This is a genomic window from Sphingopyxis sp. 550B (genome assembly GCF_057401805.1).
Window position 1 is genome coordinate 3,270,615 of sequence record NZ_CM171610.1, and the last position, 18,229, is coordinate 3,288,843.

At 67.1% G+C, this 18,229-nt stretch carries 21 protein-coding genes; 2 read left to right on the forward strand and 19 right to left on the reverse strand.

Features of this window, described 5'->3' with window-relative positions; genetic code table 11:
- Positions 1-681: 681 nt before the first annotated feature.
- The 7 genes from queE to AC2S9W_RS15220 form a co-directional block, all read right to left on the reverse strand.
- Complete coding sequence (queE, locus tag AC2S9W_RS15190) at positions 682-1,314, reverse strand: 7-carboxy-7-deazaguanine synthase (protein ID WP_486571216.1); 633 nt, start codon at positions 1,312-1,314, stop codon at positions 682-684.
- On the reverse strand, positions 1,311-2,009 hold the full coding sequence (queC, locus tag AC2S9W_RS15195; RefSeq protein ID WP_486572096.1) for a 7-cyano-7-deazaguanine synthase QueC: 699 nt from the start codon (positions 2,007-2,009) through the stop codon (positions 1,311-1,313). The genes queE and queC overlap by 4 nt, the downstream gene beginning before the upstream one ends.
- A gap of 176 nt (positions 2,010-2,185) precedes the next feature.
- On the reverse strand, positions 2,186-2,572 hold the full coding sequence (locus AC2S9W_RS15200) for a DUF3617 domain-containing protein (RefSeq protein WP_486571217.1): 387 nt from the start codon (positions 2,570-2,572) through the stop codon (positions 2,186-2,188).
- A 160-nt stretch (positions 2,573-2,732) separates the two neighbouring features.
- Positions 2,733-3,647, reverse strand: coding sequence for an Hsp33 family molecular chaperone HslO (gene hslO / locus AC2S9W_RS15205; protein ID WP_486571218.1), 915 nt, complete (start codon positions 3,645-3,647; stop codon positions 2,733-2,735).
- Entirely contained in the window at positions 3,644-4,570 is a 927-nt protein-coding gene (argF, locus tag AC2S9W_RS15210; RefSeq protein WP_076075230.1) for an ornithine carbamoyltransferase, read from the reverse strand. Before argF ends, hslO begins: the two co-directional genes overlap by 4 nt.
- Complete coding sequence (locus AC2S9W_RS15215; RefSeq protein WP_486571219.1) at positions 4,567-5,754, reverse strand: acetylornithine transaminase; 1,188 nt, start codon at positions 5,752-5,754, stop codon at positions 4,567-4,569. Before AC2S9W_RS15215 ends, argF begins: the two co-directional genes overlap by 4 nt.
- 110 nt (positions 5,755-5,864) lie before the next feature.
- Positions 5,865-6,851 carry an LLM class flavin-dependent oxidoreductase gene (locus AC2S9W_RS15220; RefSeq protein WP_067106930.1) on the reverse strand — a complete coding sequence of 329 codons (987 nt, stop codon included), beginning with the start codon at positions 6,849-6,851 and terminating at the stop codon, positions 5,865-5,867.
- Positions 6,852-7,094: 243 nt separating this feature from the next.
- On the opposite strand from AC2S9W_RS15220, the gene AC2S9W_RS15225 reads away from it, so the two are divergent.
- Complete coding sequence (locus AC2S9W_RS15225) at positions 7,095-8,111, forward strand: aldo/keto reductase (RefSeq protein ID WP_486571220.1); 1,017 nt, start codon at positions 7,095-7,097, stop codon at positions 8,109-8,111.
- A 111-nt stretch (positions 8,112-8,222) separates the two neighbouring features.
- On the opposite strand, the gene AC2S9W_RS15230 is transcribed toward AC2S9W_RS15225, so the two are convergent.
- From AC2S9W_RS15230 to glmU, 8 genes are all read right to left on the reverse strand, one after another.
- Positions 8,223-9,092 (reverse strand): dienelactone hydrolase family protein, encoded by an 870-nt coding sequence (locus AC2S9W_RS15230; RefSeq protein WP_212597045.1) that lies wholly within the window; start codon positions 9,090-9,092, stop codon positions 8,223-8,225.
- Between the two features lie 218 nt (positions 9,093-9,310).
- Entirely contained in the window at positions 9,311-9,967 is a 657-nt protein-coding gene (locus AC2S9W_RS15235; RefSeq protein WP_486571221.1) for an HAD family hydrolase, read from the reverse strand.
- Positions 9,960-10,508: an STM3941 family protein gene (locus AC2S9W_RS15240; protein WP_486571222.1), complete on the reverse strand. Its 549-nt coding sequence runs from the start codon at positions 10,506-10,508 to the stop codon at positions 9,960-9,962. Before AC2S9W_RS15240 ends, AC2S9W_RS15235 begins: the two co-directional genes overlap by 8 nt.
- Positions 10,505-12,328: a glutamine--fructose-6-phosphate transaminase (isomerizing) gene (gene glmS / locus AC2S9W_RS15245; RefSeq protein ID WP_486571223.1), complete on the reverse strand. Its 1,824-nt coding sequence runs from the start codon at positions 12,326-12,328 to the stop codon at positions 10,505-10,507. Before glmS ends, AC2S9W_RS15240 begins: the two co-directional genes overlap by 4 nt.
- 14 nt (positions 12,329-12,342) lie before the next feature.
- Positions 12,343-12,720, reverse strand: coding sequence for a type II toxin-antitoxin system VapC family toxin (locus AC2S9W_RS15250; protein WP_212597042.1), 378 nt, complete (start codon positions 12,718-12,720; stop codon positions 12,343-12,345).
- The gene (locus AC2S9W_RS15255; protein ID WP_486571224.1) at positions 12,717-13,124 is read right to left on the reverse strand and encodes a ribbon-helix-helix domain-containing protein; all 408 of its coding nucleotides are present in this window, start codon (positions 13,122-13,124) and stop codon (positions 12,717-12,719) included. The genes AC2S9W_RS15250 and AC2S9W_RS15255 overlap by 4 nt, the downstream gene beginning before the upstream one ends.
- 51 nt (positions 13,125-13,175) lie before the next feature.
- The gene (locus AC2S9W_RS15260; protein WP_076075218.1) at positions 13,176-13,499 is read right to left on the reverse strand and encodes a hypothetical protein; all 324 of its coding nucleotides are present in this window, start codon (positions 13,497-13,499) and stop codon (positions 13,176-13,178) included.
- The gene (gene glmU / locus AC2S9W_RS15265) at positions 13,496-14,875 is read right to left on the reverse strand and encodes a bifunctional UDP-N-acetylglucosamine diphosphorylase/glucosamine-1-phosphate N-acetyltransferase GlmU (RefSeq protein WP_076075215.1); all 1,380 of its coding nucleotides are present in this window, start codon (positions 14,873-14,875) and stop codon (positions 13,496-13,498) included. The genes AC2S9W_RS15260 and glmU overlap by 4 nt, the downstream gene beginning before the upstream one ends.
- A gap of 48 nt (positions 14,876-14,923) precedes the next feature.
- Here glmU and AC2S9W_RS15270 point away from each other — a divergent pair, with 48 nt between their 5' ends.
- Positions 14,924-15,595, forward strand: a complete 672-nt coding sequence (locus tag AC2S9W_RS15270) for an HAD-IA family hydrolase (RefSeq protein WP_076075213.1) — start codon at positions 14,924-14,926, stop codon at positions 15,593-15,595.
- Positions 15,596-15,608: 13 nt separating this feature from the next.
- Here the strand turns inward: AC2S9W_RS15270 and AC2S9W_RS15275 are convergent, their stop codons facing one another.
- The 4 genes from AC2S9W_RS15275 to AC2S9W_RS15290 are packed head-to-tail and all read right to left on the reverse strand — an operon-like array spanning position 15,609 to position 18,205.
- Positions 15,609-16,625 carry a nucleotidyltransferase domain-containing protein gene (locus AC2S9W_RS15275; RefSeq protein WP_083675211.1) on the reverse strand — a complete coding sequence of 339 codons (1,017 nt, stop codon included), beginning with the start codon at positions 16,623-16,625 and terminating at the stop codon, positions 15,609-15,611.
- Positions 16,622-17,488 (reverse strand): HprK-related kinase A, encoded by an 867-nt coding sequence (locus AC2S9W_RS15280; protein WP_076075210.1) that lies wholly within the window; start codon positions 17,486-17,488, stop codon positions 16,622-16,624. The genes AC2S9W_RS15275 and AC2S9W_RS15280 overlap by 4 nt, the downstream gene beginning before the upstream one ends.
- A complete protein-coding gene (locus tag AC2S9W_RS15285) occupies positions 17,485-17,766 on the reverse strand; it encodes an HPr-rel-A system PqqD family peptide chaperone (RefSeq protein WP_083675078.1) in 282 nt (93 codons plus the stop codon). Before AC2S9W_RS15285 ends, AC2S9W_RS15280 begins: the two co-directional genes overlap by 4 nt.
- On the reverse strand, positions 17,759-18,205 hold the full coding sequence (locus tag AC2S9W_RS15290) for a MarR family winged helix-turn-helix transcriptional regulator (protein ID WP_067183428.1): 447 nt from the start codon (positions 18,203-18,205) through the stop codon (positions 17,759-17,761). Before AC2S9W_RS15290 ends, AC2S9W_RS15285 begins: the two co-directional genes overlap by 8 nt.
- Between the last annotated feature and the right edge of the window lie 24 nt (positions 18,206-18,229).

The following is an 18,229-nucleotide window of genomic DNA, read 5'->3' on the forward strand; positions in this document are numbered from 1 at the left end:
ATGTCGTCACGCTGAACCCGTTTCGGCATCCATGACCCGGCTCTCCTCCGGCGCTGCGGCGAAGAAAACGGCAGGCGATGGCGGCCTACAGGGCTCTCAGGCAGATAACGGCCTGATCCCCGGCGAAAGCCGGGGTCCAGATGGCATGGCGCTGCCCCACATGGACCCCGGCTTTCGCCGGGGAACACTCCTTGCCGGAAAGCGATAATCACCAGCTTGTTTCAGGGTCGAGGCGACATGGTAAGCCCCTCCCCTTCAAGGGAGGGGTGGGGCTCGAACCCTTGCACGATCCCCCCGCACTTGAAGGGGAAGGGCTTGATTCAATCCAGACAGGACAGAGCTTAGAGCCCGACGCCATGCGTTGGAATCGTCATTGCGAGGAGCGAAGCGACGCGGCAATCCAGAGTGTGCGCAAACCGCCCTGGATTGCTTCGCTCCGCTCGCAATGACGAAGCGGGTGAATCCCATGTCATCAAAGCCTGATGGGGCAGCGTAAAAGCTGAAACGAGTTCAGCATGACGAAGGAGTAGGTCAGCTTGGGGAAGGCCGATCTACACAGACCATAGCTGGAGATCGCTTCCCCCGGCTTTCGCCGGGATCGCAATGACGCAAGCAGGTCGATCCAGATCGTCGCGCCTGGAACCCAGGTCGACACCCGCGGCCTTCCCCATGATCCGCCGGTCAGCGCAGCCCCAGATGCTTGTGCGTCTGGAGCGACAGCTGCCAGCGCGGATCACGCATCACCAGCTCGATGCAGGCGCGTACATTGCCGGCCGCATTCGCGTCGTCGAGCGGCTGGATCAGCCGATGTGCGAAATCGAGGCCGGCCAGACGCTCGACGTCGCTGCCCGGCTGCGGCCAGACCAGTTTCAGTTCGTCGCCGCTCGTCTGGACCAGTTCGCTTCCCGCCTTCGGGCTGACGCAGATCCAGTCGATGGCGCGCGGAACCGGCAGCGTGCCGTTAGTCTCGATCGCGATGGTGAAACCTTCGCCGTGCAGCGCGTCGATCAGCGCCCGATCGACCTGCAGCATCGGTTCGCCGCCGGTCAGCACGACATAGCGACGATCGCGCGCCTCGCCCCAGCTCCGCGCGATCGCCGCCGCCAGCGTCGCGGCGTCGGCATATTTGCCGCCGAGCGTCCCGTCGGTGCCGACGAAATCGGTATCGCAAAAGCGGCATACCGCTTTCGCCCGATCGACCTCGCGTCCGGTCCACAGGTTGCATCCGGCAAAGCGGCAGAACACCGCGCGGCGCCCCGACCGCGCGCCTTCGCCCTGCAGGGTCAGGAAAATCTCCTTGACCGCATAGCTCATGCCGGGGGCTTCACCGCATAGCGCGTCGGATCGGTCAGCCCCGCCTCGGCAAATCCCTTGCTGCGCAGGCGACAGCTGTCGCACAGCCCGCAATGCAGGCCGTCGGGCGTCGGGTCGTAGCAGGACCAGCTCATCCCCGCGTCGAGGCCGAGCCGCGCCGCCTCGGCCGCGATATCGGCCTTCGACATATATTGCAGCGGCGCATGGATGCGAAAGGCGACACCTTGGTCGCCGTCGCGCGTCGCGAGCCGCGCGAGCGCCTCGAAACCGGCGATGAACTCGGGGCGGCAGTCGGGATAACCCGAATAGTCGAGCGCGTTGACGCCGATCACGATATCCGCCGCGCGGCGTGCTTCGGCAAGGCCCAGGGTCAGCGACAGGAAGATCAGGTTGCGCGCCGGGACATAGGTCACGGGAATATCCTCCCCCACCCCGTCCTTCGGCACCGCGATATCGGCGGTCAGCGCCGACCCGCCGAAGCGCCGCAGGTCGAGCGGCAGCACGATATGCTCGTCCGCGCCGACCGCGGCGGCGATCCGCGCCGCCGATTCGAGTTCGACGCGGTGGCGCTGGTTATAATCGATGGTGAGCGCGACGATCCGCGCCCCGGCCTCGCGCGCGAGGCCCGCGCAGACCATCGAATCGAGGCCGCCCGACAAAAGGACGACCAAAGGCTTTCCGGCAAGGTCCTGCATGCGCCGCCCGTTACGCTCGCGGCGGCGCCCGCGCAAGGCCCGCGCCGACAAAGGAAACGGGCCGCGCAGCCTTTGCCGCACGGCCCAGTTTGGCATGAAAGCCTTTGGGAAGAAGAACCACACATCGGCTCTGCCTCCCTTGTGGAGGAAGAAGGTTAAGGCCCGCTTAACGCGGTTCAGCAGCCGCCGGTGCGGCGTCCCTCGATCGCCTGCGAGAAGGGCCGTCCTTCGGCGATTCCCTGCGTGTCGATCTGGACGAGGCGGTTGGTCTCGGCGCGAATGGTGGTGCGGCCGTGCCCGGCGCCGGGGCAGGTGTAATGGACCGTCACCGAATTGGGTGTGTCCTCGATGACATAGCGCGAGCAGCCCGAGCGCGGGTGATAGACCTGGATCATCCGCCGCGCATCGCCGACGCACAGCGTCTGCATGACCTTGTCGCTGCCGCGCTCGCGAAGCTGCCAGCTTCCCTTTTCGAGCCGGTCGAGCATCGCCAGCGACGGCGCCTGCGCGGGTACCGCGGTCGTACCCGCCGCCACCGCCGCGCTCATCGAAATCCATCGCATGAAGGGAGAGAAGATCGCCATTTCCACCTTGTCCACCGGCTGCCCGCACCCGGGCAAAACGCGACCCTGTGGACAGTCCGTTAGCAAGACGAGGGCGCGGTTTCAACCGCTTGGCGCTGAATAGCGTCGTTTCGTCGCCCCGTTTCGGGACCGCGGCGGCTCAATCGCGCGCCGCGATGTCGTCGAGCGCGATCGGGAAGATGCGCGAGCAGAAGGCGCAATCGACCGGGATCACGCCCCCTTCGTCGGCCATCTCGCGCCGCTCGGTTTCGGGAAACTGCGCCAGCACCCCGGAAAAATGCTCGATGCTGCACCGGCACCCGCGCGACACCATCGTGCCCGGTTCCACCCGCACCTCGTCCTCGTGATAGAGGCGCCACGCCAGCGTTTCGAGCGAGGTCGCGGGGTCGGTCAGCTCCTCGTCCCTCAGCGTCGCCGCGATGGTGCGCGCATGCTCCCATTCGGGATGCTCGCGCCGCAGGTGCAGCCGGTCGCGCCCCGCCTCGCCCTCAGGCAGATGCTGGAGCAGCAGCCCGCCCGCGACGCATCCCGCCTCGGCATCGCGCCGGGCCGCGAGGCGGATCAGGCTCGGAATCTGTTCGGACTGCTCGAAATAATGCTCGGCGGCCTCCCCGATCGACGCGCCTTCGAGCGGAACGATGCCCTGATAGCGCTCCCCGGTCAGCGCATGGTCGAAGGTGATCGCGAGGAAGCCTTCGCCGAACAGCGCGAACAGGCTCGGATCGGGGCCGATTCCCGCCAGCCGCTCGGCATCGAACTTCATATATCCGCGCAGCTCGCCGCCACGATAATCGCAAACCAGCAGCTCAACCGCCCCCCCCCCCGTCTGCGCCTGCAAGGTAAGCTGGCTTCGCTCGTCCTTGAGCGTCGAGCCGAGCAGCACCGTCAGCGCCAGCGCCTCGGCCAGCAGCCTTTCGGCCACCGGCGGATAGTCGTGCGCCGCCATGATCCGGTTGAGCGTCGGGCCGAGCCGCACCAGCCGCCCGCGCACATGGCGGTCGGCGATGGTGAAGACCAGCGGCTGGTCGAACCAGCTTTCCGGCGCCTCGCTCATAGGTGGCCGAGCGCCCACAGCAGCACCGATTTCTGGGCGTGGACGCGGTTTTCCGCCTCGTCCCACACGCGCGATTGCGGGCCGTCGATCACGGCGTCGACGACTTCCTCGCCGCGATGCGCGGGCAGGCAATGCAGGAACAGCGCGTCCGCCTTCGCCTCCTCCATCAGTCGCTCGTCGACCTGGAAGGGCGCCATCGCGGCGAGTTTGTTATGCGCATGCGCCTGCCCCATCGACACCCAGGTGTCGGTGACGACGACATCGGCACCCGCCGCCGCCTCGCGCGCGTCGCAAAAGAGGTCGATGCGGACGCCGCGCGCCCGCGCCGCCTCGACGAAGCCTGGATCGGGCTCATAGCCCTGTGGGCAGCCGGCGCGGATATGGAAACCGAACAGCCCCGCCGCTTCGATCAGCGACGACAGGACATTGTTGCCGTCGCCCAGCCATGCGAGTTCGAGCCCCGGCAGGGCCTTGCCATGTTCGACGAGCGTCAGCAGGTCGGCCACGATCTGGCAGGGATGCGACAGGTCGGTCAGCCCGTTGATCACCGGCACCGATGCATGCGCCGCCATGTCCTCGACCTTGGCATGATCGTCGGTGCGGATCATGATCGCATCGGCATAGCGCGACAGCACCCGCGCGGTATCGGCGATCGTCTCGCCGCGCCCGAGCTGCATCGACCCCGCGTCCATGACCATCGCCGAACCGCCGAGCTGGCGGATCGCGATGTCGAAGGAGGCGCGGGTGCGGGTCGAGTTCTTTTCGAAGATCATCGCGAGCACATGGCCGGCGAGCGGCGCATCGGCGTCGGGCTTGCCCTTGGGCCAGCCGGCGCGCGCCGCCTTGCGGTCGATCGCATCGGCCAGCATCGCCGCGATCGCGTCGCCGCCGGCGTCGGACAGGTTCAGGAAATGCCGCATCAGCTTTCCGGCGGCGTATAGCTCGCCGCCCCCGCCGACAGTTTTTCGATGAATTCGTCGATATGATGCTGTTCGATGTTGAGCGGCGGCAGGACGCGCACGACATTGTCGCCCGCCGCCACGGTCAGCAGCCCGTGGTTGTCGCGCAGGTGCGCGACGAAGGCCCGGCTTTCCACCTTGAGCTTGACCCCGAGCATCAGCCCCATGCCGCGGACGCTTTCGAACAGGTCGTCGTGGTTCGGGATCATCTGTTCGAGCGCGCCGCGCAGGCGCTCGCCGGTCGCCTTGACCTGATCGAGGAACCCTTCCTCGAGGATCACGTCGAACACCGCCTGTCCCGCCGCCATCGCCAGCGGGTTGCCGCCATAGGTCGAACCGTGCGTGCCGAACGTCATGCCGCGCGCCGCCTTTTCGGCCGCCAGGCAGGCGCCCATCGGGAAGCCGCCGCCGATCCCCTTGGCGCTCGCCAATATGTCGGGCGCGACGTCATATTGCTCATAGGCATAGAGTGTGCCGGTGCGCGCGACGCCACACTGGACCTCGTCGAAGATCAGCATCAGATCGCGTTCGTTGCAGATGTCGCGCAACCCCTGCAGAAAAGGCTGTGACGCGGGGCGGATGCCGCCCTCGCCCTGCACCGGCTCGACCAGGAACCCCGCCGTATTGTCGTCGACGAGGTCGAGCGCGGCGTTGAGGTCGTCGAACGGCGCATAGGCAAAACCCGGAAGCAGCGGATCGAAGCCCTTGCGCAGTTTTTCCTGGTTCGTTGCGGAGATCGTGGCCAGCGTTCGTCCGTGGAAGGCATTGTTGAAGGTGATCAGGACATGCTTTTCGGCATTGCCTGCGCTCGAATGATAGGCGCGCGCGGTCTTGATCGCGCATTCGACCGCCTCGGCGCCCGAATTGGTGAAGAAGACGGTGTCGGCGAACGTATTGTCGACAAGGCGCTGCGCAAACGCCTCGCCCTGCGGGCTGCCGTAAAGGTTCGACACATGCATCAGCGTCGCCGCCTGATCCTGGATCGCCTTGGTCAGGTGCGGGTGCCCGTGGCCGAGCAGGTTGACCGCGATGCCGCTGGCGAAATCCAGATAGCGCTCGCCTCGCTCGCCGATCAGCCAGGCGCCTTCGCCGCGCACCGGACGCACACCGCACCGGGGGTAAACGGGCATCAGCGGCGTGATCGACATGGCACAGCACCTTTCCAGACAGATAAAAGGAAAAAGGCGACCGCATCCGGGCCGCCCTTGGTCGGGCGGCTCCTATACCGCCGCGGCGGGAGGCGCGTCAACACGGCGGGCTAAAGGCTCTTCGCCGCCTCCATCGCCAGCGCCAGCGAGCGCTTGCGCGCGTCATGGTCGTACATCGAGGATGCGACGATGACCTCGTCGGCACCGGTGCGCGCCACGAACGCCTTCAGCCCCGCCGCGACATCCTCGACCGTCCCGACCGCCGAGCATTGCAGCACATGGTCGAGGATCGCGCGCGCATTCGGCGGCAGGCTGTCCGTGTACCCCGCGCGCGGCGGCGGCATCCGGCCCGGATTGCCGGTGCGCAGCGCCACGAACGCCTGCTGCTGCGACGACGCGAGATATTCCGCCTCCTCGCGCGTGTCGGCCGCGAAGACGTTGAACGCCGCCATGGCATAGGGTTCGGAAAGCTGCGCCGACGGCTTGAACTGGCGGCGATAGAGCGCCAGCGCCTCGTCGAGCGCGTCGGGCGCGAAATGGCTGGCAAAGGCATAGGGCAGGCCCAGCATCGCCGCGAGCTGCGCGCCGAACAGGCTCGACCCCAATATCCACAGCGGAATGTTCGTCCCCTCCCCCGGCACCGCGCGGATACCGAGCCGCTCGTCGCCGGCCAGGAAGGCCTGCAACTCGACGACGTCCTGCGGGAACTGACGCTCGTCGCTCGCAAGGTTGCGACGCAGCGCCTGCGCGACGCGCTGGTCCGACCCCGGCGCACGGCCAAGCCCCAGGTCGACACGGCCGGGAAACAGCGCTTCGAGCGTCCCGAACTGCTCGGCGATCACCATCGGCGCATGGTTCGGCAGCATGATGCCGCCCGCGCCGATGCGGATCGTCCGCGTCGCATGACCGACGTGCGCCAGAACGACCGAGGTCGCGGCGCTCGCAATCCCCGCCATGCCGTGATGTTCCGCGACCCAATAGCGCGAATAGCCGAGTTCTTCCGCATGGCCGGCCAGATCGGCGGCGTTGGCGAGCGATTGCGCGACCGTCCCATTGTCGGTGACGGGGACGAGGTCGAGGAAGGCGAGTTTCAGCATCGGCCCTAATTGGGTGCCCGCCCCTCCGATTGCAACGTTGCGTTTCGCAACCTACAGCGTCGTCCGTCATATCCGAATTATCTTTCCCGTTCGTGTCGAGCGAAGTCGAGACACCCAACGACAGAGCGCAAGGTCGATAGGTGTCTCGACTTCGCTCGACACGAACGGAAGAGGGGTAGCACCAAATTAATGTCCGACGTTCCAAGTCGCCTCGGCCCCGAACAATAATGGAGACTCCAGCCCATGAAGACCCGCCGCCTCGGCCAGAGCGCCATCCACGTCACCGACATCTGCATGGGCACGATGACCTTCGGCAGCCAGGCCGACGAAGCGACAGCGTTCCGGGTGCTCGACCGCTGCTTCGAGGCGGGCATCAATTTCTTCGACACGGCAGAGGGATATCCGGTGCCGCCCGACATCAAATGGGTCGGCCGCACCGAGGAGATCGTCGGCCGCTGGATGAAAACGAAGCCGCGCGACGCGATCATTCTCGCGACCAAGGTGTCCGGGCCGAGCCACGTCTGGTTCAAATCGCCGTGCCGCGGCGGCACCACCGCGCTCGACCGTCACCATATCCGCGCGGCGATCGAGGGCAGCCTGACGCGGCTCCAGACCGACTATGTCGACCTCTACCAGACGCACTGGCCCGACCATGACGCGCCCTATGACGAGATGATGGACGCGCTCGACGAACTGGTGCGCGAGGGCAAGGTGCGCATCCTCGGCTGTTCGAACGAGACGAGTTGGGGCCTGATGAGGGCGCTCGCGGCGTCCGAGCGGCTGGGCGGCGCGCGCTATCATACGATCCAGAACAATTTCAGCCTCAACAACCGCCGCTTCGAGGACGAGCTCGCGCAGGTCTGCCGACAGGAAGGCGTCAGCCTGATCCCCTATTCGCCGCTCGCCGGCGGCGTGCTGTCGGGGAAATATCAGGACGGTGCACGGCCGGAGGGCGCGCGCTTCTCGCGCTATCTGGCGATGGAGGGCCGGCAGGCCGCGATGGGGCGGCGTTTCGTGAACGACCGGAGTCTCGCCGCGACCGAACGCTACCTCGCCATCGCCGAAGAGGCGGGGCTGCATCCGGTGACGATGGCGACCGCCTGGTCGAAGCAGCATGATTTCGTCGCCTCGACGATCGTAGGCGTGAGCGCTTATGACCAGGTCGACCCGATCCTCGATGCGATCGACCTTGTGCTGGGTGACGATGTGATGAAGGCGCTGAACAAGGTCGGCAAGGACATCCTATACCCGATGGGGTAACCTCGTCATTGCGAGGAGCCGAAGGCGACGCGGCAATCCAGAGCTGGCGTAAACCCGCCCTGGATTGCTTCCCCCGGATCAGGTCCGGGGTCGCAATGCCGTGATCAAAAACTATAGCGCGGCCTTGAACAGTTCGAGCATCCGTCCCCACGCCTTCTCCGCCGCCGCTTCGTCATAGGCGCGGCCGTCGGGCGGGCACCAGCCGTGCATCGCGCCCTTGTAGACCTCGACTTCGTGCCACTCGGGACGCGGGTCGAGCGCCGCTTTCAGCCGGACCTTTTCCTGCGGGTCCTTCTGGTCGTCATTGTCGGCGATCGCGAACAGGAAGCCGGCCTGCGTTTCGGGAATCAGCAGATGCGGGCTGTCGGGCTTGTCGGTCGCGACCGAGGCGCCGTGGAAGCTGGCTGCTGCCTTGACGCGCCCCGGGTTCAGCGCCGCGGTGTAGATGACCATCGGCCCACCCATGCAATAGCCCGCGGTGCCGATGCCCCGCCCCGTATCGACCTCGGCCTGCGCATCGAGAAAGGCGAGATGCGCCTTCGCATCCGTTTGCACCGTCGCACGATCGAACCGCTTCAGATAGCCGAACAGCGTGTCGCGCACGCCCGGGTCGTCGAAATCATGGCCGGGATAGACGACCGGCGCCTTCGCCCAGCGATAAAAGGGGTTCACGCACAGCACCGCATAGCCTTCGCCCGCCAGCCGGTCGGCCATCTGGCGAAAAGCCGGGCGCAGGCCGCGAATGTCGGGCCAGATCAGCACGCCCGGATGCCGGCCCTCTCCGGGCGCGGTAAAATAGGCATCGGCGGTGCCGTCGTCGGTCGCGATCGTCACGTCGCGCCCCTTCACGGACCCCGCGGCACAGGCGGCCGCCGGCAGCATCGAGGCCACCGCTCCCGCCCCGATCAGGGCGCCGAACGCGCGCCGCCGGACGGGAAGCCCGGCGCGGTCGAGATCGGCTTCGGTGAATTCGTCGCACATGGCTCTCTCCTCTTCCCTCTCTCTTCCCCGGCGCCGATACGCGCCGGAGCGCCAAAGGCTGCGGCCGCGAAAAGCGATTCTCCGAAAGGCGCGGGAAACTGCGCAACTTCGCTCTGAAATCGCATGGCGGAGGCCAATGGTTACAGGGGCAGCTAAGCACGGCCACGGATAATAGGAAAGGGTTGGCGCGAATACCCTCCCCCCGAAGGGAGCGGGCATCAGGCGCGCAACAACACTTCGTCATAACCATGCGCGACATGATGCACGCCCACGCCGCGCAGCACGTCCCCGTGCGCCGCGCGGTCGAGGATATGGCCGCCGCCGCAGAAGCCGATCACCGTCATCCCCGCCGCGAGCGCCGCCCGCGCACCGGTCGGCGAATCCTCGATTGCGAGGCAGGCCGCGGGATCGATGCCCAGCCCGTTCGCGGCGGCGAGATAGATGTCGGGATGCGGCTTGCCGCGGGCCCAGCCGTCGGCGCTGTAGACGTGGCGTCCGAAATGGCGCGCGAGCCCGAAGCGATCGAGCGACGCGGCGATATAGGCGGGGCTGCTCGACGAAGCGATGGCGCGCGGCAGGCGGCCCAGCGATTCGAGGAATTCGGGCGCTCCCGGCACCGGCGCGAAACCTTCGGCAAAGCGCCTCTGCGCCCGCTCGCGATGCCTCTCGCGGAAATCGTGCGGCAACGGCCGCCCGAGCCGCACGACGATCCGCCGCTCGGTCTCCTGCCAATTATGCCCGCAATAGTCGCGCAGGCATTCTTCATAGGTCGTGGGCAGACCGATGGCGGTCAGGCTTTCGGCAAGCGTCCGGTTCGCGCGCACCTCGCTGTCGGCGATGACGCCGTCGAAATCGAAGATGATGGCGCTATACACGGCGGCGTCCGAAGCTCTCCAAGGCCAATGGTGGGGAAGCGGGGCGACGGCGTGCGCCGCGATAATATTCGATCGCGGCCCAAGCCTCGTCGAACCCGCGATCCAGCCCGGTCAGATTAACGGTGATGTCACCGCCGGTGAGCATCCGGTTCGCTCCCGCCATCTTTCCGGTGAATTTGGTCGACGGGTATTGATCGGGCCGGACGAGGCTGAGAACGATGAACCTCTGACGCCGGAACTGCCAGACGGAAATCTCGACCATCTCCTCCCACGGAATCGTCTGTTCGGACCATTGGCGATAATAGAGTCCACTGGACGAAATTCTGATCTGGTCGCGATTGTCGAACAAACGCGTGAATATCAGAATCGAGCAGGCACCGAAAAACAGGATCGACAGCCAGCCGATCCATTCCACGCCCGGCTTGAGCGGCTGCCCCGCGATCCCCGCCAGCCAGATACCGAGGACGACAAACGCAACGCCGCCCAAGAGCAACAGCAGGAGCCGCCATCGCGAATTGTGGGCAACGAAAACTCCCGTCACTCCACCGTCACCGATTTCGCCAGGTTGCGTGGCTGATCGACGTCCGTCCCCTTGGCGACCGCGACGTGATAGGCCAGCAATTGCACCGGCACGGCGTAGACGAGCGGTGCGATCAGCGGGTGGACCTTGGGCATCTCGATCGTCGCCATGCAGCCCTCGCCCGCTTCGGCCAGGCCTTCGGCGTCACTGATCAGCACGACCTTGCCGCCGCGCGCCATCACCTCCTGCATGTTGCTGACGGTCTTTTCGAACAGCGGGCCGGAGGGGGCGAGGACGATCACCGGCACCGCTTCGTCGATGAGCGCGATGGGCCCGTGCTTCATCTCGCCCGAGGCATAGCCTTCGGCGTGGATATAGCTGATTTCCTTGAGCTTGAGCGCGCCCTCGAGCGCGAGCGGATAGTCGGGGCCGCGGCCGAGGTAGAGCACGTCGCGCGCCGGCGCGACGAGCGGCGCCATTTCTGCGATCTCCTCGTCGTGGGCGAGCGCGGCGTTGAGCGCGGCGGGCGCCTCGATCAGATGCCGGACGATCGCGCGTTCCTGCGCAGCGTCGAGCTTCCCCTTGCGCAGCGCGAGATGCGCCGCGAGCGCGGCAAGCACCGCGAGCTGGCAGGTGAAGGCCTTGGTCGAGGCGACCCCGATCTCCGGCCCCGCATGGGTCGGGAGGAGCAGATCGGCCTCGCGCGCCATGCTGCTGGTCGGGACGTTGACGACGACCGCGATCGTCTGCCCCTGCGCCTTGCAATGGCGCAGCGCCGCGAGCGTGTCGGCGGTCTCGCCCGACTGCGAGATGAAGAGCGCGAGGCCGCCGGGCTGGAGCACCGGGTCGCGATAGCGAAACTCCGACGCGACATCGATGTCGACGGGCACGCGCGCGAACTGCTCGAACCAGTATTTGGCGACCATGCCGGCGTAGAAGCTGGTGCCGCAGGCGACGATGGTGATGCGGTCGATCCGCGACAGGTCGAAATCCATCTGCGGCAGCGCCACCGTCTGTTCGAGCGGGCGGATATAGGAGGCGAGCGTCTGCGCGACGACGGTCGGCTGCTCGAAAATCTCCTTTTGCATGAAGTGGCGGTAATTGCCCTTCTCGATCGCCGTCGCGGTGACGCCCGATGTGGTGATGTCGCGCTCGACGGGAATGTTGTCGCGGTCGAAAATCCGCGCGCCGTCGCGCGTGATGACGACCCAGTCGCCCTCCTCCAGATAGGCGATCTTCTGCGTGAGTGGCGCCAGCGCCAGCGCGTCGGAACCGAGATAGGTCTCGCCGTCGCCATAGCCGACGACGAGCGGCGAGCCGAGCCGCGCGCCGATCAGCAGGTCGGGATGGTTGCGGAATGCGATGGCGAGCGCGAAGGCGCCGCGCAGTTCGGGGAGCACCGCCTTCACCGCTTCTTCTGGCGATTGCCCCGCCTCGATCCGCTCGGAGACCAGATGCGCGACGACCTCGGTATCGGTATCGCTCTCGAAACGACGACCGCGCGCGGTCAGCGCCTCGCGTAGCGGCCGGAAATTCTCGATGATGCCGTTGTGGACGAGCGCCACCTCACCCGTCGCGTGCGGGTGGGCGTTGTTCGTCGTCGGCGCGCCGTGCGTCGCCCAGCGCGTGTGAGCGATGCCGACGGTCCCTGGCGCCGGATGCGCAGCCAGTTCCTTGACGAGTCCGCCCAGCTTGCCTTCGGCCCGACGGCGGATCAGTTCGCCGCCCTCGACCGTGCAGACGCCCGCCGAGTCATAACCGCGATATTCCATCCGCCTGAGTCCGTCGACAAGGCGGTCCGCCACGGGGGCCTTGCCAATAATTCCGATGATTCCGCACATGGGCGACCGTCTTTCTATAGGGTGTAGGGGACACGGATGCCCGGCATCGCCGCCGGGAAATCCTTTGTGTTTCGCGTGACCAGAACACGACCGCGCGTAAGCGCGGTCGCCAGTATGATCGCATCCATGGCTTTGAGCCGAAACCGCTCACGCCGCAGCGCAGCGGCGCGCTCCCCGATTTCGGCGTCGATTTCATCAACCCCGAAACCGGACAGCAGGATTTCCGCGCGCCGCAGACCGTCGCCCTCGCCTTTGGACATGACCTCGATCCACACCGCCCGGCTGATCCAGACCCGCCCCCTTTGCGCGGCGCGTTCCAACTCGGCGCGCGCCTGGGGAAACCCGCGCAGCAAGTCGATGACGATATTGCTGTCGAAAGCAAAGCCGCTCACTTCTTCGCGCGCTTCTTCGGTTTCGCTTTGGTGCCCAGCCGGGTCTGCATCGCCTTTGCCGGATCGGGATGGGTTTCGCCGGGCTTTATTCCCTGTTCGGCCAGCCAGGCTGTGTGAATTTCATATTCGCGATCATCCTGCTCGTCGAACAGATCGGGAAATTCCGCCCGCACTTCCGGATAATCCGGGTCCCAAGGTCGTGTCGATCCGGCGCGCTCACGCCGCTGCCACTCAACGGCGTCGCCGATGTCGGTCCGATCCTTCCACGCCCCGAAACCGGCCTCGATCCAGTCCAGCGGCGTTTGCGGTCGATAAGCCGCCACCGCTTCGCGCAGGATCGCCGCGCGGGACTTCCCCTGCTCGACAGCAAGCTGGTCGAGCCATTTGATATCCTCATCAGGCAAATCGGCGAGTATGCGAGTCATGATATACTGATATCATATCATGATATCATGTCAACCCTGCGCTCCGCCGCCCATGGTCCGGTCGACGAAAATCATCGCGAACTGCACGGGGTCGGCCGCCTCGCCGTTTCCCGCCTCGAAGCGCGCCTTGCCGTCGGTCCATATCTTGCGGATCTGCGCCGGAAGCTCGGGGGTGAAGTTCATCTGCTTCGCGACGATCTCCGGCCAGCGGCCGGTGGTGTTGAAACTCTGATGAAGCTGCGGCTCCATCGCGGTGCAATAGGCTTCGGTCGCCTGGTCGAGGTGGCCGATCGCCTTCAGCACCCAGGCGTCGACGAAGCGCAGGAAGGGCTTGTTCTCGTACCGGTCGCTCATGTTTTCTGCTCCGCCGCCTTCTTCTTGCGCATCGCGTCGTGGAAGCGGTCGGCCCAGCCGGGCTTGACCGACTGTTCGGCGCGCACCAAGCGCAGTTCACCGTCACCGACGTCACGCGTCACCGTGCTGCCCGCACCGACGATCGCGTCGGCACCAACCCGCACCGGCGCGACCAGCGCGCTGTTCGATCCGATAAAGGCGCGCTCGCCGATCTCGGTACGATATTTGAAATAGCCGTCATAGTTGCAGGTGATCGTGCCCGCGCCGATATTGGCCCCCGCGCCGACCGTCGCATCGCCCAGATAGGTCAGATGATTCGCCTTGGCGCCCTTGCCCAGATGCGTCTTCTTGGTCTCAACAAAATTGCCGATCTTCGCCTTTTCGTCGAGCACGGTTCCGGGGCGCAGCCGTGCGAACGGCCCGACCTCGCAGCCCGCGCCGATCTCCGCGCCCTCGATATGACTGAAGCCGCGGATCGTCGCGCCGTCGGCGATCCGCACGCCGGGGCCGAAGAAGACATTGGGTTCGACCGTCACGTCGCGGCCGATTTCGGTATCCCACGAGAACCAGACGGTGTCGGGCGCCTTGAGCGACACGCCAGCCGCCATCGCCTCCTCCCGTTTGAACGCCTGCCACTGCGCCTCGGCGGCGGCGAGTTCGGCGCGGCTGTTGATGCCGGCGACTTCGTCGGCGCCGGTCTCGATCGCGACGACACGGGCTCCTTCGGCGATCGCGCCCGTCGCCACGTCGGGCAGATAATATTCGCCCTGCGCGTTGTCGTTGCCGACGGCGTCGAGAAGGCGCCACATATCGGGCGCACGCGCGACGATGACTCCCGAATTGCACAGATCGACCGCGCGCTCCTCGGCGGTGGCGTCCTTATATTCGACCATCTTGCGGACCGTTCCGTCGGCATCGGCGATGATGCGTCCATAGGCCGCGGCATCGGCGGGCCGGAACCCGAGCACCGCGACCCGCGCGCCCGCGTCGAGCGCCGCGCACAAGCGCAGCACGGTATCGGCGGCCAGCATCGGACAATCGCCGAAACAGACGAGAATCATGCCGCCGAACCCGGAAAGCGCCTCACGCGCCTGTAGCGCCGCGTGCGCGGTCCCCAATTGGGGATCCTGAACGACCGTCACCGCACCGGTGCCGGCCAGCGCGGATTCGACCTGTTCGCGCTTGTCGCCGACGACGACCACGGTCGCCGCCGGGGCCAGCGCGGCAAAGCTGTCCATCAGGTGAAGCAGCATCGGCCGCCCCGCGATCGGGTGGAGCACCTTGTGAAGGTCGGACTTCATGCGGGTGCCCTTGCCGGCGGCAAGGATGACGGCGGCGACGGGCGGGAGGGAGGCGTTGCTCATGCGCCCCGCCATGCCAGCAAATCATTGCGGTTTCCAGACCGTCGCGCCATGGCAGCGCGCATGAGCGACTTTCCCTTTCGCATCGTCGGCTTCGATCTCGACGGCACGTTGATCGACACGCTGGCCGACCTGACCGCCGCGCTCAACCACGCGCTGGGCGTCGCGGGGCGGCCGCCGCAGGATGTCGCGGCGGTGCGGCCGATGGTCGGGCTGGGCGCGGCGCATATGCTCGAACAGGGACTCGCGGCGACCGGCGGCGTCCCCGCCGATGCCTCACCGCGCCTCTACGACGAATTGATCGCCTATTACCGGGCGCACATCGCGGTCCACAGCCGTCCCTTCCCCGGCCTGCTCGCGGCGCTCGACCGCCTCGACGCGCTCGGCGTCCGGACCGCGGTGATGACTAACAAGGCCGAAGACCTCGCACGCCAACTGCTCGGGGACCTGGGGCTCGCCGATCGCATGGCGACGATCATCGGCGGCGACACGCTGGGGCCCGGAAAGCGCAAGCCGTCGCCCGAACCGATCCGCGCGATGATCGAAGCATGCGGCGGCGGGCGCACCGCCTTTGTCGGCGACAGCATCTTCGACGTCATGGCGGCGCGCGGCGCGGGCGCGACCAGCGTCGCGGTCAGCTTCGGCTTCCTGCACCAGCCGGTCGAGGAACTGGGCGCCGATCATGTGATCGACGACTATGCCGAACTGGTGCCGCTGCTCGCCGGCATCCGATGAACAGGGACAGACCCTATTGATTGCGGCGCCACTTGGTCCACAGGTGCCGCGCGAGCAGGACCGGCGGCATGCGCATCCAGTGCGAGCGGATATAGAAGGCCTGCTGCAATAGAAAGTCGGTGGGGCGTCCCCAATCGTCGCGCGCGAGCAGGCGGCGCACATAGAGGCGGTCCGCCGCGCGCGGCTGGCTCCACCCGGCCGGAAGCGTCGCGCCGTAAAGCGCATGCGCCAGCCGCGCCGCGCGGGCGACCTCGGGCCCCAGTTCGTGTTTGTCCGCGCGCGCCGCGAGCCGGTCCCAGAAATCCGGATCGGCGGCCGCGAAATCGCGCGTCAGGCAGTGGAAATCCCACAGGTTGCGCAGACCGCCCTGCAGGTCGCCGTCGGCCAGCAAGTGCGCGGCGCAGTGACACACCATGTCGACCGGACACAGCACCGTGAAACCGTCCGCCGTGGCGACCGCCTCGCTGACCAGCACCAGCGGATCGGGCGTCCGGCGGTGCGTGCGCGGCAGGATGGTGTGGTGGACGTCGATCATGCGGTCGCGGCTGCGATGGATCATCGGCGGCAGTTCGTGCATATGCTCGCGATAATAGGCATCGTCATAGGGGTCCGACTTCACCCATTCCCACCCCGATTCGAGCAGTTCGTTCTCGACTCGTCCGACCTCGTGCCACGGGATCAATATGTCGAGGTCGCCGATCTGCCGCCCCTCGCTGCACGACAGCCCCGCCGCCGCATAGGCGGTACCCTTGAGCAGCACGAATTCGAGCCGTTCGGACGTCAGCGCCCGGCGCGCCATTTCGGCTTCCCACAATGCCTGGGCCTGCGCGACCGCGACGGCCGCGCGCTGGTCGGCAAAGAGCGCGGCGACCGGCGGCGGCAGCGGCGCATCGGCGAGCCGGCAGGCCAGCGTGCCCAGCAAGGCCTCTGCCCGCGCCACCGAGATCACCCCGTCCCACGCGCGCGGCGCCAGCGCCGCCGGGTCCTGCCGCCCGGCAAGCAACGCGACGAGATCGCGCACCGCGCTCACCGCGCCGCCTCCGCCCACAGCCGGTCGACGAGCGCCATGCCGGTGGCGCTGTCGGGATAGGAGACGGCAAAGGCCGGCGTCTCGCGCACCAGCCGCAGCAGCGCGGCAAAACCGGTTTCGCCGAGCGCGACATAGTTGGTCGAGGCTTCGGTCAGGCGCACGAAGGCCTCCCCCTCGCCCATCGGCTCGACCGCCGCCTCGCCGCCGAAGCGCGGGAAGAGGAGCAGCGCCGGGCGCACCGGATCGTGCATCGCCGCGACGGCGTCGGCACGCGGTATCAGGTGGCGGATGTCGCCCTTCGGGGTGCCCGCGAGCAACGGGCCGAGGCGCGCGCGATCGACCCGCGCCGCAACCTCGGCGATCGCCGCGTTCTTCAGGCTGACGGCGCGCGGGAACGCCAGCGCGTCGCCGCTCGCGGGATCGACCAGTGTGAATTCATCACCCATCAGCCGCCAACCGTCCTCGCCGAGCAGCGCCGCGAGCGTCGATTTGCCCGATCCCGATTCGCCCGACAGGATCGCCGCGCGTCCGTCCTTCGCCACCGCGCTCGCATGGAGCAGCAGGTGGCGGCGCCAGCCGAGCGCGACCTGCAGGTTCATCCCCATCTCCGCCGCGAGCAGCCCCATCGACAGGGGCAGCGGCAGCGCATCGGGAACGGTGAAGTCGCCGCCGATCTGCACCGATGGGCGCAGCCAGCGCCGCCACGGCCGCGCCGCGAACAGCCGCACGGTGGCGTCGGCAGGGCGGTCTTCGTCGCCGGGATAGCCGGCGTAGAGACGGTTCAGCGCGGCGATCGGCGCCGCCCAGTCGCTGCCGATACGGAACTGCACCGGGCCGACCGCGAGGCGCGTTCCATATCTCACACCGGCGCCACCAGCCCCAGTTCCGCCAGTTCGACGAGCCGTTCGGCGACGAGCGCCTGCGCGCCGTCCGCGTCGCCGAGGTCGAATGCTGCTGCCAGCCGCGCGGCGACCGCGGCGGCGTTGCAGCCGTCGGCACCCATCGCCGCCAATATCTCAGGCATCGGCGAAACCACGATATGCGTCTGCGTCGAGCGCCGGTCGAAGATCAGGGTGAGGTCGCCGAGCGGTTCGACGCGCAGCGCGTCGGGAGGCGCGGCGCGATAGGTCCGATCAGCCATAATCTTCGGCGGCGGCGGTCAGCTTGGCGAGGATCGTCATCAGCGTCGCGCGCTCGGCGGCGCTGATATGCGATTCGAGCCGCGCCTCGGTCGCCAGCGCCGCGGGAACGATCGCATCGTAAAGCGAGCGGCCGGTCTCGGTCAGTTCCAGATGATGCGAGCGCCCGTCGGCCTCGTGCGCCTGCCGCGCGATCAGGTTGCGATCGGCGAGCGCCTTTGCCGCCCGGTTGACCGTCACCTTGTCCATCCGCGTCGCCGCGACCAGCTCGCGCTGCGTCTTGGGCCGCCCTTCGCCGAGCACGGCCATCAGCCGCCATTCGGGAATCTTGAGGCCGAACCGGCTCTGATATTCGGCCGCGATCCGGCTCGACAGCGAATTGGACGCGATCGACAGCCGATACGGCAGGAACTGGTCGAGGTTGAGGGTCTTGGGTGGCATGCCCTTTCTTATCGCCAAACCCGG

Excerpts from the sequence above, each read along its gene's own strand:
- queE (WP_486571216.1), bottom strand. The coding sequence starts at position 1,314 with ATGAGCTATGCGGTCAAGGAGATTTTCCTGACCCTGCAGGGCGAAGGC.
- queC (WP_486572096.1), bottom strand. The coding sequence starts at position 2,009 with ATGCAGGACCTTGCCGGAAAGCCTTTGGTCGTCCTTTTGTCGGGCGGC.
- AC2S9W_RS15200 (WP_486571217.1), bottom strand. The coding sequence starts at position 2,572 with ATGCGATGGATTTCGATGAGCGCGGCGGTGGCGGCGGGTACGACCGCG.
- hslO (WP_486571218.1), bottom strand. The coding sequence starts at position 3,647 with ATGAGCGAGGCGCCGGAAAGCTGGTTCGACCAGCCGCTGGTCTTCACC.
- AC2S9W_RS15215 (WP_486571219.1), bottom strand. The coding sequence starts at position 5,754 with ATGTCGATCACGCCGCTGATGCCCGTTTACCCCCGGTGCGGTGTGCGT.
- AC2S9W_RS15220 (WP_067106930.1), bottom strand. The coding sequence starts at position 6,851 with ATGCTGAAACTCGCCTTCCTCGACCTCGTCCCCGTCACCGACAATGGG.
- AC2S9W_RS15225 (WP_486571220.1), top strand. The coding sequence starts at position 7,095 with ATGAAGACCCGCCGCCTCGGCCAGAGCGCCATCCACGTCACCGACATC.
- AC2S9W_RS15230 (WP_212597045.1), bottom strand. The coding sequence starts at position 9,092 with ATGTGCGACGAATTCACCGAAGCCGATCTCGACCGCGCCGGGCTTCCC.
- glmS (WP_486571223.1), bottom strand. The coding sequence starts at position 12,328 with ATGTGCGGAATCATCGGAATTATTGGCAAGGCCCCCGTGGCGGACCGC.
- AC2S9W_RS15260 (WP_076075218.1), bottom strand. The coding sequence starts at position 13,499 with ATGAGCGACCGGTACGAGAACAAGCCCTTCCTGCGCTTCGTCGACGCC.
- glmU (WP_076075215.1), bottom strand. The coding sequence starts at position 14,875 with ATGGCGGGGCGCATGAGCAACGCCTCCCTCCCGCCCGTCGCCGCCGTC.
- AC2S9W_RS15270 (WP_076075213.1), top strand. The coding sequence starts at position 14,924 with ATGAGCGACTTTCCCTTTCGCATCGTCGGCTTCGATCTCGACGGCACG.
- AC2S9W_RS15285 (WP_083675078.1), bottom strand. The coding sequence starts at position 17,766 with ATGGCTGATCGGACCTATCGCGCCGCGCCTCCCGACGCGCTGCGCGTC.
- AC2S9W_RS15290 (WP_067183428.1), bottom strand. The coding sequence starts at position 18,205 with ATGCCACCCAAGACCCTCAACCTCGACCAGTTCCTGCCGTATCGGCTG.